A 19,645-nucleotide genomic window follows, 5' to 3' on the forward strand; every position below is an offset into this window, starting at 1 on the left:
GACGTTTAACCCCAAATCTAAAATTACCTTTTATGGAAGACAATTACAACGAAGTTAGAAAAAACTGGTGGGACAGAAACTGGAAATGGTTTGTACCAACAGGATGTTTAGGCCTTTTAGTACTTTTTGGATTATTTATAGCCGGAATATTTTTCGGAGTTACATCGATGATGAAAGATTCTGATGCTTATAAAGGTGCCATGAATGAAGCACAGCGCAATAAACTGGTAATCGAAAAACTAGGAAAGCCGATTGAAACTGACGGAATGGTTTCCGGAAGTATTAACGTGAGCAACGATACCGGAAATTGCGATTTGCAGATTCCGATCAAAGGTTCTAAAGGAAAAGGAACCTTATTTGTAGTGGCCAACAAAAGAGGAAAATGGAAATACGAGGAAATGTCTGTTTATCTTGAAGATACAGATGAAGAAATTGATTTATTGCAGAAATAAATTTCACGTCAATTTAATCAGACCTAATCTGTTTTAGATCATAAAAGAATTACTTTTGTCTCCAATTAATCTCCAGATAACATGAATATACGCCTGCTTTTTTTTCTAATCTTTATATGCACCAATACTTTATTTTCTCAAACCTTAAAAAATAAAAAATCAGGAACCGTAAATAATAATACCGCGGCTGTCACAATTCCGGATTATATTAAAATACTTTGGTTAGATGAAAATAATGCCCTTCAATTAAACGAAAATTACCTCAAAAACGCAACCGATCAACAGCGTGCAGCGTTAGGCTATATCGCAACTTCTGTAGGCAGTGAATGTTATTGGGATGGAGATAAAAAGGCAGATGAAAGTAATTTAAAATGCAAATTGCTTTCTGCACTTAATTTGGGATACCAATGTTCTGAGAAACACTTATCTTTTTTAAAAGAATGGTTTAAAGGAGATCAGAAAGTGATTGAAAGCCTTCAATATTGCAACAAAACTGAAGCTGCAGCAAAAACTCAGGATCGATTTATTGCACTTAAAATGGCAACCAGCAAAAACAGCATTACGATTATTTATACTGCTATGGGCGTAGATTTAAATCAAGGAAGCAATTGGAAATGGACTGAAAAATCTACTTATTCTTTTTCAGAAACTGAAATCAAACAAACTGACAGAGAAAATATTCAAGGGAGCTTTTATTAAGTGCTGTTCAGCTTTCTTATCCATCTGCAAAAAACGATTAAATGAAATCACTATTAATTTTATACCTCACTTTTTTTCAAAGTATGTTGCTGTTAGCGCAGTCTGATACTCAATATCACATTTATACTAATAGAGTTGTATCATTTTCAAAACCAAATAGAGTTTTATTTAATAATGTTGATAAAAAAGGAAATGGATCTATCGAATATACAAATCCGAAAAAACAAGTGCTCCGTTTTCGGGTATTAAAACACAAAATTCAAATGCTTCATGGCGCTATTGCTTTTCAATTATTTTCTTATAAAAATGGCTATCTGGAAAAAATAGAAACGTTTGATATCAACGGAAAGTTATCTGGTGAAAGAGAAGCTGCAAATGAAGCTGTAACAAAATTTATAATTGATAAAAACGAAGAATACCTAAAGAAAAAAAAATTGATCGATGATGCTGAAGGCAATATTGATATGAAAGATGATACCAATGAAAAAATCATCAGAATTGAATTATTTGATGCCAATAAATCTCCAATAAATACCTTTCAGGCAACTTATATTGCTAGTAAAACTTATTGGAATTATAACGAAAGAATGTATTGGCCTTGACTTTATTATCTATAAAAATTAAAACAAGAAGTTACTAAGTTGCCACCTTTTTATAAAATTTGTTAATTATCACACAAATGTTTCTGTGCTACAATAAAATTGTGGCTTTGTTTTTGAATAAGTAGTATTTTTGAAACTCATAAAAACCCCAATAATGAAAAACATTTTAATTTTAGTTCTTGTATTTTCTCTTAGTTCATGTGCTCAGGTACAACAAACGCTAAATCAATTGCCTCAAATATCTTCACAGCTTCCCGGAATTGGCGGCGTAGACATTGCTGCGGGACTTAAAGAAGCTCTAAATAAAGGAATTACACAACAAGTAAGCAAACTGACTGCTGTTGATGGTTTTTATAAAAATGAAGCTGTAAAAATTCTATTGCCTGCTGAATTGCAAAAAGTAGACGCTACTTTAAGAAAAGTTGGTCTTAGTTCGCTTGCGGATGAAGGAATTAAAATGATGAACCGTGCTGCAGAAGACGCAGTGAAAGAAGCTACTCCAATTTTCGTATCGGCGGTTAAAAATATGTCGTTTACTGATGCTAAAAACATCTTACTAGGAAATGACAGCGCTGCAACAAGTTACTTACAAGGAAGTACGACTACCGCTTTATACGGAAAATTTAATCCGGTAATTAAAAGCTCTTTTGAAAAAGTTGGTGCTGATGTGGTTTGGACAAAAATCATCAATAAATACAACACTATTCCGCTAGTAAAAAAAGTAAATCCAGATTTGACTGATTATACAACAACACAAGCTTTATCTGGCGTTTTTAAAATGATTGCTGTAGAAGAAAAAGAAATCCGTAATAATATCAGTGCAAGAACAACGCCTTTATTGAAAAGTGTGTTTGCAATGCAGGACGGAAAATAGTTTTTTTAAGGCTCAGAGGCGCAAAGGTTCAAAGTAGCAAAGGCCACTTTGTAACTGTGCACATTTGCACCTCTGTCACTAACCAAAATAACCAAAATGCAAAAAATAACCATTCTAATTCACTGCAAAGACCAAAAAGGAATTATTGCCGCAGTGACCACATTTATAGCAAAAGTAGAAGGAAATATTATTTATATTGATCAGCATGTTGATGTGGAGCAAAATGTGTTTTTTATGCGATTAGAATGTGAATTTGCTAATCCGAAAATTACAATTGAAAGCCTAAAAGAAGAATTCGACAAAACGCTTGCTGCCGATTTTAATATGTCATGGGATTTGTACAATCAGGAACAAAAACCAAAAATGGCGTTATTTGTTTCTAAGTATGATCATTGTTTGTTTGACATTTTAGGGCGTTACAGCGCAGGTGAATTGAATGTGGAGATTCCGGTTATCATAAGCAATCATAATGATTTAAGATCAATTGCAGAACGTTTTGATATTCCGTTTCACTGTGTTCCTTTTACAAAAGATAATAAAGAAGAAGGCGAAGCCAAGCAAATTGAATTATTAAAGCGATACCAAATCAATTTTATTGTTTTAGCGCGTTATATGCAGATTATTACACCAAATTTAATTTCGCTTTACGAAAATAAAATTATTAATATTCATCATTCGTTTTTGCCAGCTTTTCCGGGTGCAAAACCTTACCACTCTGCTTTTAAGCGTGGTGTAAAAATTATTGGTGCAACAAGCCATTATGTTACCGCTGAATTAGATGAAGGTCCGATCATTGAGCAGGATATTGCTCGTGTATCGCACATACATTCCGTTGACGATTTTATCATGAAAGGCCGCGACTTGGAGCGAATTGTTTTAGCTCGTGCTATTAAATTGCATGCAGAACGCAAAACAATGGTTTATAGCAATAAAACAGTTGTATTTTCTTAGGCTAAGAAAGACAAAATTCATAAAAGTTAAAATTTAAACCCGATAGGTATTCAAAAGCCCTTCGGGTTTCTTTATTTTTATCAATTAGCAAAAGATCAACATGCAAAAATAGAGAAGCTTTGCTAAAGCAAAAACAAAGTTTTCATAGAAATTGTTAATTTCTATTCAAGTATAATTTATTGATTTTTAACATATTACTAAATATAAAAACTATTCTTTACTATATTAATAGGTAAAACTGATTGCTCTTATATTTTAATAACAAAAAGTTATTTAACGCTGCAGAAAGCTCAGAAAGCACAATTTTCAAATCTTAACTTATGTCCAACAAACTAATAACAAAACCTTAACAGCGAAACATTCATATATGTTGGATCTTTGTATTGTAATAAACTGGTTATTTATTATTTTGGTTTTGGTTAGTTAAATGATGCCGGCGTCTTCGAGATGCCGGCATTCTTTTTTTGTACTAATTTGGTTTCAGTTTTTTTTCTTTATACATATATTTTACAATAAAGCTACACGAAGATTTTCAAAGAGTTTCGCAAAGTTTTTATTAATTTTCTTAAGTATCTCTGTGGTAGAAAACCTGTAGTCTGAAACAAAAAACCGTAAAACTCATTCTGGATACAATTACAAGAGATATAGCTACTTTATAAGAGCAATACTTGCAGATCTTTGTCTTACTCAATTTTTATCTAAAAAATTAAAAAAAGACATTATGAATAGTTTAAAAAAAATAAAATTAGGAAGCCAAGGACTTATTGTTCCAAATATTGGTTTAGGCTGTATGGGAATGACTCAGATTGCCGGAATGGATATTTATGGCAAAGCCGATGAAAAAGAAGCAATTGCAACTATACATCGCTCACTTGAATTAGGAGGAAATTTTCTGGACACAGCCGATTTATACGGTCCATTACACAACGAAAGATTAATCGCCAAAGCTATAAAAAGCAATCGCAACGCTTATACATTAGCGACAAAGTTTGGTTACGAAATTGATGATAGCGAACGGCTTACATGGCAATTTAATGGCAAAAAAGAATATGTAAAAAAAGCGGTAGAACGTTCTCTTAAGAATTTAGGAACAGATTATATAGACTTGTATTATTTACACCGCTTAGATCCAAATACTCCAATTGAAGAAACGGTACAAGCTATGGCTGCTTTAGTCAAGGAAGGAAAAGTGGGTTATATTGGACTTTCAGAAGTTTCATCAGAAACGATTAGGAGAGCACATAAAATTCATCCTTTAACTGCTGTACAAACAGAATATTCTTTATTTGAAAGAACTATTGAACAATCAGGTATTTTAAATACATTAAATGAACTAGGAATTGGTTTTGTCGCTTACTCCCCACTTGGCAGAGGCTTTATCTCTGGCGATATTCAAACTCCAGATGACTTTTCAGATAATGATTTTAGAAAAGCAATTCCGCGTTTTCAGGGAGAACAGTTTCAACAAAATATTGAACTGGTAAACGAAATCAAAAAATTAGCAGATGAAAAACAAATTACTGCTTCGCAGTTAGCATTAGCATGGATCGTTTCAAAAAAAATTGTGCCAATACCGGGAACGAAACGTGTAAAATATGTAGAACAAAACATTGCTGCAGCGCAAATGGTTTTAACTTCAGATGAAATGAATCGACTGGAAAAAATCATTCCGCTTGGCACTCAAACCGGAGCCAGATATGACGAAGCTAATATGGCCGGAATTGATCAATAAAATACTAAGGAAAAGTTATCTTTACGGTAGCTTTTCCTCTTTATATATTTTTTAAATATTCTTAAAATGAAAAAAGAAGTTCATATTCCGTATCACATACAATCTATTTCAGAATTACATTCGCTGCTTAAAATTCCAAAACCAGAACATCCGTTGGTAAGTTTTGTAGATCTGAGCAAGATAACCTGTCATTTTGACGACAATCTTAAAAGTGTTGTTTATTCTTTTTACACGGTCTGTATCAAAAAAGGGTTTACCGGAAAAATGAAATACGGACAGAATTTTTATGATTTTGATGAAGGCGTTATGACCTTTATGTCGCCGGGCCAAGTAATCTCAACAGAAGTAAGTGTCGATAGTGCAGTCTATGGCGCCATGCTTGTAATTCATCCTGACTTTATTCAGAATTATGCTTTAGCAAAAAACATTAAAGAATATAGCTATTTCTCGTATGCAGTTAGTGAGGCTTTGCATCTTTCTGAAAAAGAACAAACCATGATTACCGGAATCATGAAAAATATAGAGCAAGAATATTCTTCTTCAATTGACGCCTTTAGCCAGGATGTAATGGTTTCTCATATTGAGCTGCTTCTTAATTATTGCAACCGTTTTTACAACCGTCAATTTATTACCCGAAAAAGCGCTAATAACACACTTTTGGTTAAACTAGAAAATCTCTTATCTGATTATTTTGAAGGCGATAAAGTTCAAAAATTAGGTTTGCCTACTGTGGCTTATATTTCAGATGAATTGAATGTTTCGCCTAATTATTTAAGCGATCTGCTTCGGTCACTTACAGGCCAAAGCACACAGCATCATATTCACAACAAAATTATAGAAAAAGCAAAAGAATTGCTTACCACCACCTCATTAAGTGTCAGCGAAACTGCTTTTCAATTGGGTTTTGAGTATCCGCAGTCTTTTAATAAATTATTTAAAAATAAAACCAATGTTTCACCTTTAGAATTTAGAAGTTCATTTAATTAGCCTTTTAACTTGAATAACAGCAAAGATTAGTAAAGAGTTACGCAAAATGCACAAAGTTTTATATACAAAGATTTAATTTTTCAGTCTTTCATGAAGTATTTTAAAATAAGCAAAAGCCTTTAATAATCGGCTTCCATGCCAGGAAAACATTTCGCCGTCGACGAAAATTGTTTTGGCGTGATGTGTAAAACGGCCAATTTCGAAAGCGTCTTCTTCCTTAAAAGGATAAGGTTCTGAAGAGAGAAAAACCAAATCTGGATCGCCTTCTAAACGCATTTTTTTAAGTTCAATTTCAGGATAACGGCCTTTTTCTGAATAGATATTTTGAAAATGATTTAACTTTAATAATTCATTAATATAGGTATCATTTCCAGCAACCATATAAGGATTTTTCCAAATAAAATAGGCTGCTTTTTTTACGGGAATATCTTGAACATATTTTTTGAAATCGCTCAAGCCGAAAATCAATTTGTCATTCCATTTTTGAGATTCGGTACGGCAATTAAACAATTGTCCGAAATCTGAAATCATCTGAAAATTATCTTCCACAGAAACAATATTGGTTACCCAAACCGGACAGATTTCCTTTAATTGCTTTACGATTTCTTCTGTGTTTTCTTCTTTATTGCAAATGATAATATCAGGCTGCAATAATTTTATTTTTTCGAAGTGAATTTTCTTAGTTCCTCCAACAATTTTCTTGGTAGATTTTAAATGATATGGATGCACGCAAAACTTTGTGATTCCGATTATTTTATCTTCTAAACCTAAATCATATAGTAATTCGGTTTGAGAAGGAACCAGCGAAATAATTCGTTTTGGAGCAGTTTCAAATGTATGCAAAGTGCCAAGCTGGTCTTTTAGTTGTTTCATGTTTTGTTTATTTCAGGTTTCAGGTTTCAGGTTGCTGAGTGTGGTTTTAACCGCAAAGTTCGCAAAGCTTTGAGTTGGATTTTGCTTTGCGAACTCTGCGGTAAAATTTTTAAGTTCAAAGTAAACCAGAAACTTTAAACTTTAAACTTGAAACCTAAAATTTCTTCCATTTCCTGCTGTACTTTCAAAGCTTCTTCTCTTGCCTTTTCTGCAAAATCAGTTCCTTTAGAAGCGTATATAATTGCTCTTGCAGAGTTTACCAATAAACCAACTTTATCGTTCATCCCATATTTGCATACTTCAGAAAGACTTCCGCCTTGAGCACCGATTCCGGGAACTAATAAAAAACTATCTGGAATAATTTTTCTGATATCGGCAAAATATTCGGCTTTTGTAGCTCCCACAACGTACATTAAGTTTTGGCTGTTTTTCCAAGTTTTAGACGTTTCCAAAACTTGTTTGTATAATTCCGTTCCGTTTGTGGTTAAAGTCTGAAAATCAAAAGCGCCTTCATTAGACGTTAAAGCCAGCATAATTGTGTGTTTATTTTCAAAAGCCAAAAATGGCTCAACAGAATCTTTGCCCATATAAGGGGCAACTGTTACACTATCAAAATTTAAATCTTCAAAAAAAGCTTTTGCATACATACTTGACGTGTTTCCGATATCGCCACGTTTAGCATCAGCAATCGTAAAAATTTCTGGAAATTTTTCGTTAATGTAATTGATTGTTTTTTGAAGTGACATCCAACCTTTTAAACCGTATGCTTCAAAGAAAGCTGTGTTTGGCTTGTATCCGACAGCCAAATCATGTGTTGCATCGATTATGGCTTTATTGAATTCGAAAATAGGATCGTCAGTTTCTAATAAATGAGGTGGAATTTTCGTCAAATCGGGATCCAATCCTACGCATAAAAATGATTTTTTTAAAAGAATTTGTTCGTGTAGTTGTTGTGTTGTCATATTGTATTTGCTAGTGCGGCAAAATTACAAATAATTTTTGAGGTTGCAGGTTGGAGTTTTCAAGTTTCAGGTTTCAAGTTTCAAGTTTCAGGTTTCAGGTTTTAAGTTTCAAGTTTCAGGTTTCAGGTTTTAAGTTTCAAGTTTCAAGTTTCAGGTTTAAGGTTCACACACATTTTCACTTTAATTGTGACTTTTCACTTTTCACTTTTGACTTTTGACTTTTGACTTTTGACTTTTGACTTTTCACTTTTGACTTTTCACTTTTGACTTTTCACTTTTGACTTTTGACTTTTGACTTTTGACTTCTCACTTTCCCAACATTGAATTCATATAACATCTTGCCAAAATTATGTAAGAAAAAAAGAGACCGACTAATCTATTTTTGTTACCGAACCTTAAATCAGACAATTATGAGCCCAAATATTGGAATAACGCCGAAAAACCTTAAGAAAAGTACACACATATTAGCCACGATTTTATCTAACGAAATGACGTTATACGTTAAGACAAGAAAATTTCACTGGAATATTTCTGGAAACAGTTTTATGGAGCTTCATAAATTATTTGAAGATCAATACCGAGTTTTAGAAGCTAATATTGATGAGGTTGCAGAACGCATTAGCCAATTGGGAGAAAAAACTATTGGTACGATGAAAGAGTTTATTGAAAATTCGACTTTAAAAGAATCTCCAAAAGAATATGCATCACAAAAACATATGCTGGAAGAACTTTTAGATAATCACGAACAAATGGTTACAGAATTCAGAGATTATATCCCTGTTTTTGAAGAAGATAATAATGATTTTGGTTCAGCTGATTTTGTAACGGGATTATTGCAGGAACACGAAAAAATGGCTTGGATTTTACGTCGTTATCAAGTTTAAAAAAATTCGAATGTGAATTATGCAGCGCTCGGCTAAATTGATGTAACACTTTAGCAATTGAGAATTTGCAATTTTACGATACTATTAATACATAAAATTTACGATCATGAATACTACAGAGATAAAAGGAAATTGGAACGAGTTAAAAGGGAAACTTAAACAAAAATATGCTGACCTGACAGATGATGATTTACTGTATGAAGAAGGAAAGGATGACGAAATGTACGGAAAAATCCAACAAAAATTAGGTAAGACAAAAGATGAAGTTAGAAAAATCATTGCAGATTTGTAAAACTCTCTAAATCAAACACAAATACCGTCTAGTAAAAATATTAGGCGGTATTTTTTTGAAAAATTTATTTACTTTTTTAATGTTTCTAAATCTATAACAAGCATTAAAGGCTTGAACCAAAAATAAATTAATTATCTTTAACAAAATTTTCTACAAAATGAAACTATTTATAAAGTTTGACATCAATACCATTTGCTCGCTTTTTTTAAAACATAACCTGGATCAAAATAATATAAATTTTACAAGTCTAGGGTTTGGCGAGATCGAGATTAATGATAATCTTGATGCTGATGCGATCGAAGCTTTAAAAAATAAATTGAGTCCTTGTGGTTTTGAGATCGTTGAGAATCAAAAAAGTGTTTTAGTTCAAAAAATTAAAGACGCAATAATCGAGCTTGTTTTTATGGAAGACAGCAATAATTATAAAAGTTCTGTATTTTTGGCTGAAAAATTAAATCACAGTTATGGTTACTTATCGAACGTATTTTCAGAAGTAACTTATTCTTCTATTGAAAATTTTATCATTTTACAGAAAATTGAAAGAGCCAAACAATTAATTATTATTAATGAAATGAGTTTGACAGAAATTGCTTTTTTACTAAATTACTCCAGTGTTGCGCATTTGAGTACTCAGTTTAAAAATACAACCGGAATTACGCCATCGGCCTTCCAAAGAATAATAAAGAAACGAAGAGAAAATTTAAAATAAAAACCCAAATACCATATTAAAATGCAAAAAAACGCATTATACATTTTATTGGCTGATGATGATGAAGATGATCGTCTTTTTTTTAAGGACGCTTTTGAAGAAATAAAAATTCAGACTAAAGTAGATTTTGTTCACGATGGGATGCAGCTCATGGATCATCTACACAACACAGACAACAAACTGCCTGATATCTTATTTCTGGATTTAAATATGCCGAAAAAAACAGGTAAAGAGTGTTTGATAGAAATCAAAAAAACGGATCGATTAAAAGACATTATTATTGCGATCTACTCTACTTCATCTTCTGAAGAAGATATTGAAGACACTTTTATCCAAGGCGCGAATATTTACATCAAAAAGCCGAGCGACTTTAATACGCTTAAAAAAATAATAAATGAAGTCGTGACCGTAAACTGGCACTATCATACCTCCGGGTTAAATCGTGATAATTTCTTGCTGCGACTAAAATAACATTAGCATACCACATGAAATGGATACCAAATTTTAATTCTTCAAACTCATTGAGAGTTATTTTTGTAATCGCAGTTTTCATCCTGTTATTTCTTTCCTCTATTGGTTACAAACACAATCAAGATTTAAATGAATCTAGTAAGTTGGTAATGCATACGTATGAAATTAACATTCAATTAGAAAAATTAATGTCGGCGATTAAAGATGCCGAGACGGGCCAGAGAGGGTATATTATTACCCGAAATGGCAGATTTTTAAGTCCGTATCTTTATTCGCGCGACAAGGTAAACGCCTCTTTTATTACCTTAAAAAAATTAACTGCTGACAACCCTGTACAGCAGCAAAACTTGGAACGATTATTCAAATTGATTATTCAGCGATTCGTTTCTTTTGAGAATTGCCTAAAATATGCCGATCCTAAAACATACGATAAAAGAAAACTCGACAATCATATGTTTGGGGGAAGAATCCTAATGGAAAATATTCGCTTTCAGGTAGACAAAATGAATGATATCGAAAAGAAATATTTAGACAAAAGACTAAAAATTTATGATGAAGAGATCTCATTAAGTCCGGTCTTTTCTATTTCTTTATTTTTAACAGCTCTTCTTTTTATTTTATTAGCTTACAGACAAATCAGCAGAGATATTGAACGATTGAAAGTCTACAATAAAAAACTTTTAATTTCGAGCGGCTTAATGGCCGAATCTGAAATTATAGGTAAATTCAGTACTTGGCAGTGGGATTTAGATTCTGATAAAATCGATTACTCAGACAATCAATTTCGTTTACTGGGAGTTGAACCTGGCTCTTTTGTTCCAGAAAAAGAAAGTTTTCTAGATTTTGTACATCCTGATGACAAAGATGCTATTGCTAAGTCGATGGCAGGCATTATAGAAAAAAAACAATTGCCATTTATATACTATAAAGTTTCTCGTCCTGATCTTGAAATCAGATATTTTAAATCGACTGGAAAATTATTGACAGATCAGCAGGGGAGCAAAATCTTACTCGGAATTAATTTTGATATTACAGACGAGCATCTTTTAAATATTGAACTTCAGGAACGAAATAGAGAATTAGAAAAAAGCAATAAAGAACTCGCATCTTTTAATCATGTTGCAAGTCATGATTTGCAGGAACCGCTTAGAAAAATTCAGACTTTTATTTCGAGAGTTCCAGAAGCTGACAAAGCAGTTATGTCTGACAGTGCGCGCGATTATATTTCTAAAATTGAAGTATCGGCGAAGAGAATGCGTGTTTTAATTGATGACTTATTACTATTCTCGAGAACGAATACAACGAAAAAAGAATTCATAAAATCGAATTTGAATGAACTGTTCGAAAATGCTGAATCTGAATTAACAGAAATCATCCAAGAAAAAAAAGCGGTTATTCAAGTTTCAAAATTGCCAAAACTTTCGGTGATACCGTATCAAATTGAACAACTTTTCATCAACCTGATTGGAAATTCTTTAAAATACAGCCAGCCTAATACTATACCAGAAATTACGATTGAAAGTGAAAAAGTACTTTCTGCAGATTACCCTGATTTATTAGATCAGTCTGTGAAAAAATTTCATAAAATTATTTTTACAGATAACGGAATGGGTTTTGATCCTCAATTTAAAGAAACCATTTTTGTTTTGTTTCAGCGGCTGCATTCAAAAACAGATTACCCAGGAACCGGAATTGGTTTAGCGATCTGTAAAAAAATTGTCGAGAATCATAAAGGATATATTTTGGCAGACAGCACTATCGGAAAAGGGTCAATATTTACCGTTTTTCTTCCCGAATAAAACATAGAATTTGTAAGACAAGCGTTTACTGTTAAAGGAGTTATCTTTTAAAGTAAACGCTTTTTTTATGTATTAAAACCTACCTGAAAAAAAGCGTAAAAAGCGTTATATAAATCCATTATGGGAATTATATAACGTTTCTTTTTTATGCTGTAAAGCAAAAGAAGGTATTCGTTAGCATCTTTGTAATGTAATACTTTATGAAGTAATAATGAAAGCAATGCGCCTGTTAAGAGCAACTATTTTTAAAGTCCTTTTCTTATTGATTTTCGTATTTTCTTTTTCATGTAAAAGGAAAGAACATCAAAAGATAAACCCTTTAAAATCGGAAACTTTTAATAAGAATGATACAGAGCAAGCTGAAACTTATTTTTTTATAACAGTCGCAAATGTAAGTAATTCAATTATTTCAAAAAGTAAAATTGCACAACAAAAACGTTCAGAAAATTCGATACAGGAATTAAGCAAAAAAATTGAAAATCAACAGAATCAATTGCTGCAGACAGTAAATGAAATGGCTAATAAAAGGCTCATTATAATTACAGATATAAATGCAGCTCATAAAAGAGATTTATACAAATTGATTGATACTAATGATTCAAATTTTAATACCACGTTTCTTAATTTGATTTCAGAAGATTTATCAGAACAGATTAAAGTGTTCGAAAAAATTTCAACTGAAACTAATGATGAAACCATTTTAAAATTAGTGCTTCAATATTTGCCTCAACAGTACGAATTGATACGCGAAATTGAAACAATTAAAAACAGAGTTTAATTAAAAGCCTTTATACAAATTATTATTAACTAAATTTTTTAACTATGAAATTGCAATCAAATTTTTTATGCGCCTTAACCCTTTTTATGACAGCTTCATTTGGAATGCTTCACGCTCAGGACAATAATGTAAATACCGAGTTTGGTATAAAAGGAGGTTTTAATATGTCTAATTTTTTATCAGACGATGATGAAGCAACTGACGAAAATATTTTATATGGTTTTAATGCCGGTGTTTATGCCACATTGCCAGTATCAGATTTTGTCGCTATTCAGCCAGAAATTTTGTTTACCACAAGAGGTTCAAAATTAGAATATAACAATGATGCAGCTAGTGGAAACGCAAAATTCAAATTAAACTATATCGAAGTTCCATTATTAGTAAGAGTAAATATTACTAAAAACTTTAATCTTCAGGCTGGTGGATATGCATCTTACCTTGTAAGTTCTAAATTAACCGGAGACGGATCAGCTAATTTTGATGAGGATATCGATACAGATGACTTAAACAAATTTGATGCAGGTATTGTAGCAGGTGTTGGAGTAGATTTTAGTCCAGTTAGTATTGGTTTACGTTACAACTACGGATTAACAACTATTGGTAAAGAAAGAACTGTTCTAGGACAAACTTATACTTTTCCAGATGCTAAAAACAGCAACTTATCATTATACTTATCGTATAAATTGAATTAAGAATAATTAATTAACCCCTTAAAATATAAATACCATGTCAAATTTATTATATACAATCGCAGTGATTTTGGTTATACTTTGGGCCCTTGGGTTCTTCGTGTACAGCTTCGGAAGTATCATTCACATATTATTAGTAATTGCTATTATCGCAGTACTATTCAGACTTATCAAAGGTCGAGACATTTAAAAACAAATATTATTAAATAATTTATATTAATCACTAAATCAAATATTATGAAAACTAGTAACACAATTTTAGGAATTTTAGGAGCTGCAGCTGCAGGAGCATTTTTAGGTGTATTATTCGCACCAGACAAAGGGTCAAACACAAGAAAAAAAATCTCAGATAAATCTAAAGATTACGGAGATAATTTAAAATCAAAATTTGATGGAGTTGTAAGCACAATTACTTCTAGCGGAAAAGATATTATCGAAGAAGGAAAAGCAAAATTCAATCAAGCAAAAGAAGACTTCAACACTATTAAAGATGAAGCAAAAACTGTAAAATCGAACTATTAAAAAGTGAAATTTTTAAATCATAAATACCCTCTATTATGGAAACAAATGCAACAACAAACGACAATTTAAATCTTTATGAAAAAGCAGAGAATTATACTAAAACGAGTTTAGAATTACTTAAACTTAAAACAGTCTCTTCTGTAGCTGATGTTGTTTCATCACTAACTTCAAAGATAGCAGTTGGAGCTGTTGTTGCATTTTTCACCTTATTCCTTAACATCGGACTTAGTCTGTGGATTGGAAAAGAACTTGGAGAGTATTATTACGGTTTTTTTATCATGGCGCTTTTTTACTTAGTTGTGGCAATTGTATTGCTTAAAACACAGCATAAGCTAATAAAAACACCTCTTGGAAATATGATTATTTCCAGCATATTAAAAGAAACAAAAGACTGATTTAATAATTGATAAAAAAAGACTGTAATGGAAACTGTTTACACAATTGAAACATTAAATCAGCAAATAGCACTGTTAGAAACTAGGCAAGATGCCGAATGGTGCGCTATAAAGGATGAAATTGATGGCATTAAAGAGAATTTAAAACCTCTTAATCTTATCAGAAATACGGTTGAAGAAATTAATGAGACGGTAGGTTTTAAAAGTCATGTAGCCCAAACTGCAATAAGTATTGGATTAGGGTTTCTGGCAAAAAAACTAGTAGTAGGAAAAAGTGATTCAATGCTTAAAGGCGTTTTTGGTTCTCTTTTACAATTAGTTGTTACCAATTTGGTATCAAAACCGCATCATCAATCTCCTAACCAAGAATCATCACAACACGAATCATCAGAAGAGTAATTGTATAACTTTAATTTATTATGTATTATGGAAAAGTTTAGCGAAATAGTATTGAAAAATGGTGTATACGTTTACTCGAATCTATATAAATGTTTTGAATTTACACGAGTATTTCTAGGTATCTAACTTGCTTTATACGTTTTGAAAATTTTAAATTTAAACAACGGTTAAACAGTTAATATCCTTCACTATATTTTATCACAAAAAAGGTTCTAAGATACTAAGACACTAAGTTGCTAAGTTTAAAAAGCTTAAAGATTTACCTTAGTCTGAACCACAAAAGAGACTGTCTCACATTAGTGAAACAGTCTCTTTTCATTTAAATAATCTTACTAACCCAGTCACTAAGCTTCAGGATAGAAACTTAGTATTTCTAATTGTAATTTTGATAAATCGGAAGTTTTAATCCAACATACAAATTACAGGCTTTCGCATCATTTGAAAATAAATTAGAAATCAGTGAGCCAGAACCAATAAATATCGGACCCGCTCTAAAACCGGTTCCTACTTGAGTACCGCTGTATTCCATCCAGGTTACCGGAAGATAAAAACTAAACTGTCTTGTTTCATATCTTGGCGTAAACGAAACCGAATTGGCAATAGCGGTTGCATTTATTTTTTTCGCATCGACCAATCCGATATCTGTACTTAAATTCAAATAAAATCTATTATCAATATTCCAGTCAAAATTAGTGTGCAGGGCTGTTGGCAAATTCGCTTGAACTCCTTTTCTTGATGAAGTTTTGGTATAATGCGTATTAAAAAATTCGAAAATATCATCAGAACTGTCGATATCATCCTGCGTTACGCTTCCGGTTAGGTTATAGGTGTTTTCTATTGCATTTTTATAATTCAATTTTCCGATATCTGTTATAGAAACCGCTGCTTTCAATTTATATCGGTTTCCAATACACGTGTGGCAGTTTGTGCGGTATTCATACGTAAAACCCAAATCAACGCCTACTCCTGCAGAAGTCGCGTCAAACTCAGGATTTTTTCCGTTTTCATAATCATAACTTGCAGACGTTCTAAGCGTTCCTGTTGAGTAATATTGGCTCAAAGCTGGATTAGCATCATTTTTATTAAAAGCAATACTCAAATCGTTTCCGTTGATGTATCCATTGGTTCCTGCCATTAAATATTTTAAAGTAATACCGGCTTTTATAAAATGATCTTCGCGATCTAATAAGACGGTCGCATAGCTGGCGCCAATTTCAGCCCAAGAATTACTGACTGCATTCGGACTTCCACCTGTAAATAAAAAACTCTTAGATCCGTCGATATCCTGATTTACCTGATTAACAAGTTCTCCGTTTACATCCAATACATTGGTTACGCTGCGAACTCTCGAAAAGAGTGCAATAGCATGAGTCGGTGCCAGATTCAGCATAAAAGAAGGCCCTAAAATATCGGCATTAAAATTTCCTCTATTATTCGATTTAATGTGTTTGTTTGCATCCGTCTGCAAATCATAACTGCCGTCTAAAAGTTCTGGAAAATTAAGACCGTACAAATCATTTTGTACCGTCGCGCTTGCTGAAGCTACAGTTACATCGGCTTTGTATTTAGAATCTACGATCGCAGACGGGTTAAATAATACAGCCTGAATTCCAGCGTAATTATCATCTCTAAACCCAAAATACGATTGCCCGCGCGCATAAAAAAAGCTTCCAAAGAAGCAACATAATAATAAAGTTCTCTTCATAAATTTTAATTGGTTGGTTGGTTGATAAATTCTGTTACTAATAATAGAAAAGAACTTAACAACAAAAAAAGCAAAAAAAATACAACTTCCTAGAGATTTATTAGGATTTAATGTTAAAACGCTGATTTTCTTAAAATTTTTAAGAAGGTTCTTGCAAATTGGAAGGTATTGAGATACTGAGGTATTAAGTTTGCAAAAATAAAAAAATAAAAAAGCCGAACAAAAGTTCGGCTTAATAGTATCTAAAGTCTAAGAAGTCTGATATCTATAACTCTAAGAAGTCTAAAAAAAATTAGAAAACTTCAGACGCCTCTTTCAATTTCTCCATGTTGTTTACCAATTGTAATTCGGCAACAATTTTCTGAATGTCGCCATTCATGATATTTCCTAAATCGTATAAAGTCAAACCAACTCTGTGATCTGTTACACGACCTTGAGCGTAGTTGTATGTACGAATTTTAGCCGAACGGTCACCAGAACTTACCTGAGAGGTACGTTTTGTAGCATCTTCCGCTTCTTTCTTTGCCAATTCTTGTTCGTACAAACGAGAACGCAAAACGTTCAACGCTTTATCTTTATTTTTATGCTGTGATTTCTGATCCTGACATTGCGCGACCAATCCTGTCGGAATGTGCGTTAAACGTACTGCAGATTTCGTTGTGTTAACCGATTGTCCTCCAGGTCCTGATGAACAGAAGAAATCTACACGAACATCATTCATATCGATTTGAACATCAAACTCTTCTGCTTCTGGTAAAACCATAACCGTTGCTGCAGATGTATGCACACGGCCTTGCGTTTCTGTCTGAGGAACACGCTGTACACGGTGCACACCAGCTTCAAACTTTAAAGTTCCGTAAACATCTTCTCCAGAAACTTCAAAAATAACCTCTTTGAAACCTCCAGAAGTTCCTTCGTTCATATCGACAACCGAGGTTCTCCAACCTTGATTCTCGCAATATTTAGTATACATTCTGAATAAATCACCAGCAAAAATACTAGCCTCGTCCCCACCCGTTCCGGCGCGAATCTCAACCATAACATTTTTAGCATCTTCAGGATCTTTAGGAATCAACATAAATTTAATTTCTTCCTCAAGTTCCGGCAATCTTTCTTTTGCTTCGTCTAATTGCATTTTGGCCATTTCGGTCATATCTGCATCACTTCCATCCGCAATAATTTCGTTTGCCTCATCTATATTAGCCATCAAAAGCACATATTCATCACGCTTTTCAGCCAATGCTTTTAAATTTTTGTACTCTTGATTCAATTGCACATAACGTTTCTGATCAGAAATAACATCCGGCTGGATAATCAAATCTGAAATCTCGTCAAAACGTTGTTTTACTATTTGAAGTCTATCTAACATTTTATAATTCCTTTTATTGGAGTGCAAAATTACAAAAAAAAAGTAATCAGTTCACAGTTTCAAGTAATCAGATTACGATTATGATAATTTGTCGGGATTTTGTTGGTTTTAGCAGGCTGAATTCTCCCGAGACTTCGGGATCCGTTAAACACGAGCGATAGCGAACTGACGAAGTAATCTTTTATGCCGAACCCCGGCACAAAAGGATTTTCACTTCTATCAGGGCTAGGGAAATCGTTTTGAAAGAAAATATATAAAATTATTTATTGCATTTTGAAAATTTTAAAAGTTCTTAGTTTTAAAATCAGACTTAGTTTTAATTCTATTTTATACAAATACCGTATAAATACTCGCTATTTTTTTTTAATTATTATCTACACTTGTTGTAGGCATTTTTTACGTATTATGGATTTCCGTAAAATAATTGATAATTAAAGAGTAATCTTTGACAATTATAAAACAAATGATCTCGAATAGATGTGTCAAAGTTTCTATTAATCCTAAATAATAATTAACAGATTATGTTTGATCCTACAAATAGTCGTTATCGCTTTAATGAAATGAAAAGCAAGAAAATTTACCGACGATATAAACAAGAAGATAAAAGCATTAACTTAAATATATTAGAACCAATTACAATAGAAATACCATCACATGGTAGCTATGGTTCTTTATTATTTACTACTGAATGGAAAAATAAAAGAATTCAAATTCTTGATCGTGATCAAAAATGTCTAATTTGTTTTTCGATTGAAAATCTTCAAGTACATCATAGACAATATCACTTTATAGTTCGAGAAAATAAATTTAAACTTCCTTGGGAATACGACGAATATTTACTGATAACGCTATGTGAATCATGCCATAGACGTGGTCACTCAAAATATAAGGTACCAACAATAAACATTTAAATTTCAAAAATATGGGTCTATTTAATCTTTTCAATAGTAAACAAAATTCAAGTGGTAACTCAATGAATTATAAACAAGATAACTCGAATTCACTTGTAGAAATTCCGGAAAAAGTCTTTCTTGAAAAAGAAAAACTGACAACAGACTCAACTCAAACTGATCGTACAGTATCAAATTATGAAAATGGAATATCTCTATTATTTACTTTTATCGAAAAGAACTATGAAGGAAAAGGTTATGACGATGCCTTAATCAATCCTGATAATATACATTTAGAACAAAACATTGAGGCATTAAAAAATGATTTAGAAAGAACAATCAGAAAAATAAAAACATTTTATGAAGATTTTATCCGTGAAATAAATTTTCATATTGAAACCAGAAGCCGAAGTGGAATGGTAGATACTGTTGAAGAATTAACTGTAAAAAAAGATACAGCGGAAGAACACATAAATCAAATATTGGTAATTGAAAAAGATGCAAAAGAAAATAAAGGTATTGGCTATGGAATTATCTTAAGTTATAAAAGAGGATTTCATAATGGCTTAGCAGCAATTTCTCATCATTCTATAATGAAAAAGAGCTTTTAA

24 protein-coding genes are annotated in these 19,645 nt (G+C 32.3%); 20 read left to right on the top strand and 4 right to left on the bottom strand.

The annotated features are described in order from the left end of the window. The first annotated feature begins 32 nt into the window (after positions 1-32). The 7 genes from IR010_RS04895 (at position 33) to IR010_RS04925 (ending at position 6,297) form a co-directional block, all read left to right on the top strand. On the top strand, positions 33-452 hold the full coding sequence (locus IR010_RS04895; protein WP_194602059.1) for a cytochrome c oxidase assembly factor Coa1 family protein: 420 nt from the start codon (positions 33-35) through the stop codon (positions 450-452). 81 nt (positions 453-533) lie between these two features. After that, entirely contained in the window at positions 534-1,151 is a 618-nt protein-coding gene (locus IR010_RS04900; protein WP_194567066.1) for a hypothetical protein, read from the top strand. 41 nt (positions 1,152-1,192) lie between these two features. Then, the gene (locus IR010_RS04905) at positions 1,193-1,753 is read left to right on the top strand and encodes a hypothetical protein (RefSeq protein ID WP_194602062.1); all 561 of its coding nucleotides are present in this window, start codon (positions 1,193-1,195) and stop codon (positions 1,751-1,753) included. Positions 1,754-1,907: 154 nt separating this feature from the next. After that, entirely contained in the window at positions 1,908-2,627 is a 720-nt protein-coding gene (locus IR010_RS04910; RefSeq protein ID WP_029268894.1) for a DUF4197 domain-containing protein, read from the top strand. A gap of 96 nt (positions 2,628-2,723) precedes the next feature. Continuing rightward, positions 2,724-3,578 carry a formyltetrahydrofolate deformylase gene (gene purU, locus IR010_RS04915; RefSeq protein ID WP_194567068.1) on the top strand — a complete coding sequence of 285 codons (855 nt, stop codon included), beginning with the start codon at positions 2,724-2,726 and terminating at the stop codon, positions 3,576-3,578. Positions 3,579-4,299: 721 nt separating this feature from the next. Next, positions 4,300-5,310 carry an aldo/keto reductase gene (locus IR010_RS04920; RefSeq protein ID WP_194602065.1) on the top strand — a complete coding sequence of 337 codons (1,011 nt, stop codon included), beginning with the start codon at positions 4,300-4,302 and terminating at the stop codon, positions 5,308-5,310. Positions 5,311-5,376: 66 nt separating this feature from the next. Further along, on the top strand, positions 5,377-6,297 hold the full coding sequence (locus tag IR010_RS04925; protein ID WP_194602068.1) for a helix-turn-helix domain-containing protein: 921 nt from the start codon (positions 5,377-5,379) through the stop codon (positions 6,295-6,297). A gap of 72 nt (positions 6,298-6,369) precedes the next feature. Here the strand turns inward: IR010_RS04925 and IR010_RS04930 are convergent, their stop codons facing one another. Further along, on the bottom strand, positions 6,370-7,170 hold the full coding sequence (locus IR010_RS04930) for an ABC transporter substrate-binding protein (RefSeq protein ID WP_194602071.1): 801 nt from the start codon (positions 7,168-7,170) through the stop codon (positions 6,370-6,372). A 134-nt stretch (positions 7,171-7,304) separates the two neighbouring features. Next, complete coding sequence (gene pyrF, locus IR010_RS04935; RefSeq protein ID WP_194602074.1) at positions 7,305-8,132, bottom strand: orotidine-5'-phosphate decarboxylase; 828 nt, start codon at positions 8,130-8,132, stop codon at positions 7,305-7,307. A gap of 410 nt (positions 8,133-8,542) precedes the next feature. On the opposite strand from pyrF, the gene IR010_RS04940 reads away from it, so the two are divergent. The 11 genes from IR010_RS04940 (at position 8,543) to IR010_RS04990 (ending at position 15,070) form a co-directional block, all read left to right on the top strand. After that, entirely contained in the window at positions 8,543-9,016 is a 474-nt protein-coding gene (locus tag IR010_RS04940; protein ID WP_029268882.1) for a Dps family protein, read from the top strand. A gap of 106 nt (positions 9,017-9,122) precedes the next feature. After that, positions 9,123-9,308, top strand: a complete 186-nt coding sequence (locus tag IR010_RS04945) for a CsbD family protein (RefSeq protein WP_029268880.1) — start codon at positions 9,123-9,125, stop codon at positions 9,306-9,308. Between the two features lie 157 nt (positions 9,309-9,465). Then, positions 9,466-10,017 (top strand): helix-turn-helix domain-containing protein, encoded by a 552-nt coding sequence (locus IR010_RS04950; protein WP_029268878.1) that lies wholly within the window; start codon positions 9,466-9,468, stop codon positions 10,015-10,017. Between the two features lie 21 nt (positions 10,018-10,038). Continuing rightward, positions 10,039-10,488: a response regulator gene (locus IR010_RS04955; RefSeq protein ID WP_029268876.1), complete on the top strand. Its 450-nt coding sequence runs from the start codon at positions 10,039-10,041 to the stop codon at positions 10,486-10,488. Positions 10,489-10,502: 14 nt separating this feature from the next. Beyond that, entirely contained in the window at positions 10,503-12,287 is a 1,785-nt protein-coding gene (locus tag IR010_RS04960; protein WP_194602077.1) for a CHASE3 domain-containing protein, read from the top strand. A gap of 211 nt (positions 12,288-12,498) precedes the next feature. Next, complete coding sequence (locus IR010_RS04965; protein ID WP_029268872.1) at positions 12,499-13,065, top strand: DUF4142 domain-containing protein; 567 nt, start codon at positions 12,499-12,501, stop codon at positions 13,063-13,065. Positions 13,066-13,151: 86 nt separating this feature from the next. Beyond that, the gene (locus IR010_RS04970; RefSeq protein WP_228515091.1) at positions 13,152-13,757 is read left to right on the top strand and encodes a porin family protein; all 606 of its coding nucleotides are present in this window, start codon (positions 13,152-13,154) and stop codon (positions 13,755-13,757) included. A gap of 34 nt (positions 13,758-13,791) precedes the next feature. After that, entirely contained in the window at positions 13,792-13,944 is a 153-nt protein-coding gene (locus IR010_RS04975) for a lmo0937 family membrane protein (RefSeq protein WP_157494936.1), read from the top strand. Between the two features lie 47 nt (positions 13,945-13,991). Then, a complete protein-coding gene (locus IR010_RS04980; RefSeq protein ID WP_029268868.1) occupies positions 13,992-14,276 on the top strand; it encodes a YtxH domain-containing protein in 285 nt (94 codons plus the stop codon). A 35-nt stretch (positions 14,277-14,311) separates the two neighbouring features. After that, a complete protein-coding gene (locus IR010_RS04985) occupies positions 14,312-14,671 on the top strand; it encodes a hypothetical protein (protein ID WP_029268865.1) in 360 nt (119 codons plus the stop codon). A gap of 27 nt (positions 14,672-14,698) precedes the next feature. Then, positions 14,699-15,070 carry a hypothetical protein gene (locus IR010_RS04990; protein ID WP_029268863.1) on the top strand — a complete coding sequence of 124 codons (372 nt, stop codon included), beginning with the start codon at positions 14,699-14,701 and terminating at the stop codon, positions 15,068-15,070. A gap of 373 nt (positions 15,071-15,443) precedes the next feature. Here the strand turns inward: IR010_RS04990 and IR010_RS04995 are convergent, their stop codons facing one another. Both IR010_RS04995 and prfA read right to left on the bottom strand, forming a co-directional pair. Then, complete coding sequence (locus tag IR010_RS04995) at positions 15,444-16,775, bottom strand: DUF5723 family protein (protein ID WP_194602083.1); 1,332 nt, start codon at positions 16,773-16,775, stop codon at positions 15,444-15,446. A 292-nt stretch (positions 16,776-17,067) separates the two neighbouring features. Then, positions 17,068-18,144 carry a peptide chain release factor 1 gene (prfA, locus tag IR010_RS05000; protein ID WP_026981929.1) on the bottom strand — a complete coding sequence of 359 codons (1,077 nt, stop codon included), beginning with the start codon at positions 18,142-18,144 and terminating at the stop codon, positions 17,068-17,070. Between the two features lie 521 nt (positions 18,145-18,665). Here prfA and IR010_RS05005 point away from each other — a divergent pair. Both IR010_RS05005 and IR010_RS05010 read left to right on the top strand, forming a co-directional pair. Beyond that, the gene (locus IR010_RS05005; protein ID WP_194602086.1) at positions 18,666-19,055 is read left to right on the top strand and encodes an HNH endonuclease; all 390 of its coding nucleotides are present in this window, start codon (positions 18,666-18,668) and stop codon (positions 19,053-19,055) included. 11 nt (positions 19,056-19,066) lie between these two features. Continuing rightward, on the top strand, positions 19,067-19,645 hold the full coding sequence (locus tag IR010_RS05010) for a hypothetical protein (protein ID WP_194602089.1): 579 nt from the start codon (positions 19,067-19,069) through the stop codon (positions 19,643-19,645).

Source organism: Flavobacterium sp. MR2016-29 (assembly GCF_015350695.1).
GTDB lineage: Bacteria > Bacteroidota > Bacteroidia > Flavobacteriales > Flavobacteriaceae > Flavobacterium.